This is a genomic window from Polaromonas sp. P3_C2 (assembly GCF_056402675.1).
Window position 1 is genome coordinate 1 of the sequence record NZ_JBFUGX010000776.1, and the last position, 1,741, is coordinate 1,741.

Consider the following 1,741-nt stretch of genomic DNA (forward strand, 5'->3'; position numbering starts at 1 on the left):
AGCATAGGTAATGTGCGTGCGGGCAGGGAATATTCCCGGCGAACACTTCGTTGCTGCCCAGCCGCTCCAGCGAGCCGTTCTCCAGCCAGGGCGCGCCCAGCTTGAGAAGTATCAACGCGATGCCCATGCCGGCCGCGGCGGCATCGCACATCAGGCCGATGTCGTTGAACTGGGAGCCGTCGGTGGGTTCGGGCCAATCAAGTTTGTGGGCGGCAAACCACGTACGCCAGGGCTCCAGCGGCGAGCGCAACAGGCTTTCGCCTTCGAGATCTTCAGCCGCCTCAAAGGGGCCGTGTTCGCGCACAAAAGCCGGTGAGGCGAGCGGCGCGACTTCGTCCTTGCTGAGGCAGACGTGCTCCAGGTCCGCATAGCGGCCTGTGCCGAAGCGCACGATGAGGTCGGCATCCTCGGCTACCACGTCCAGCAGGGGGATGGACACCTGCAGCGTCAGGTCGATTTCAGGATAGGCATCGGTGAACTGGCGCAGGCGTGGAATCAGGATGGAGCGTGCGAACGTGGGCGTGACCGCCAGCCGTAACTTGCGCTTGCCGGGGGCGGCGCTTTGCCCGGCCGCACCGGGAAATTTCTGCAGTGTGGCCAGACCTTCGCGCACATGCGCCAGGTATTCGCTGCCTTCGGTGGTCAGTGAAAAATCGGCACGGCCAAACAGCTTGGTGCCGATGATTTGCTCCAGCTGCTTGACGCGGTGACTGACCGCGCTGGGCGTGACGCAAAGCTCCTCGGCCGCCTGCGTCACGCTGCGCAGCCGCGCCAGCGCCTCGAAGGTCAGCAGGCATTGAATGGGTGGGATTCTTGCAGTCATATGACGCTCTGGTCTTTCAGATGTCATGTGCCAACGGGAATCACCGATGTTCTGTACTTCATTTGCCGGCCGAGCCTGCCGGGTTTCCAATTCTGTCCATTGCGGCCCAATCCAGCCGCTCGGGCTGGTCCTTCACGCTTCGCAGTACAGTCTGCTGTTGCTCCAGGCGTGCAATCAGTGCCCGCTTTTTCGGATCGGGTGCAAGGACTTCCGACGCGTTAGCCAATTCAAGGGCGACGGCGACGAAAGCTGTGGCTTGCGCCCATTGTTCCCGAGGTTGCGCGATCTCCGAGGCACCGCGCTTTAGAAAAACAAGCAATTGCCAGTCCGCGAATATCAGTTGCCAGCGCGGATTGAAGGCGAGACTGGTCGCAAGAGGTAGAAGCGCGGCTTTCGGAAGCTGCAGAGCAGGTACGCCGATGACTTTTACGTTATGGGTGGATAGTTCTTTTTCCCAACCATCAGCCGCACTCAGTATGTTGACGTAATGAGTCGTTGCCGAAGAATGACGATAAATCATGTGGCCCGCGTAGCCGACCTTGTACTTGTCCCCAAGCAGATATGGGACCTGTGGCGCGTATGTGTCGAGCATCCAGATGTTCCCCCCGTCAGGCAGTACTCGTCCAATCAATTTGACTGCTTCGATGGCACGCAATCCTACGTCTGTCATGCCCCATCCCGAATACCTTGTCGGAACCACCGCGACCAGCATCGCCAGCATGCTGAGAGCGGTCAACGCGCCCATTGGCAAACGCATTGGTTTGCGCTGGGATGCCTGCCTGAATGTGGTGAGGAGGCTTATTGCCAGGGGGACCAGAAGGGCCATGGCCCAAAGGCCGAGACCCCGGCGATGCTGTATGGCCATGATGGCCATGGGTGCAATGACAACAAGGCCGGACAATCTTGCCGGCCCCGCAG

Annotated in this window: 2 protein-coding genes; both read right to left on the reverse strand. The window is 60.3% G+C overall.

From position 1 onward, the window contains the following. A partial coding sequence (locus AC1DWI_RS21815; protein WP_477725749.1) for a LysR substrate-binding domain-containing protein occupies positions 1-823 on the reverse strand: 823 nt, incomplete at its 3' end. Between the two features lie 58 nt (positions 824-881). Further along, a partial coding sequence (locus tag AC1DWI_RS21820) for a hypothetical protein (RefSeq protein WP_477725750.1) occupies positions 882-1,741 on the reverse strand: 860 nt, incomplete at its 5' end.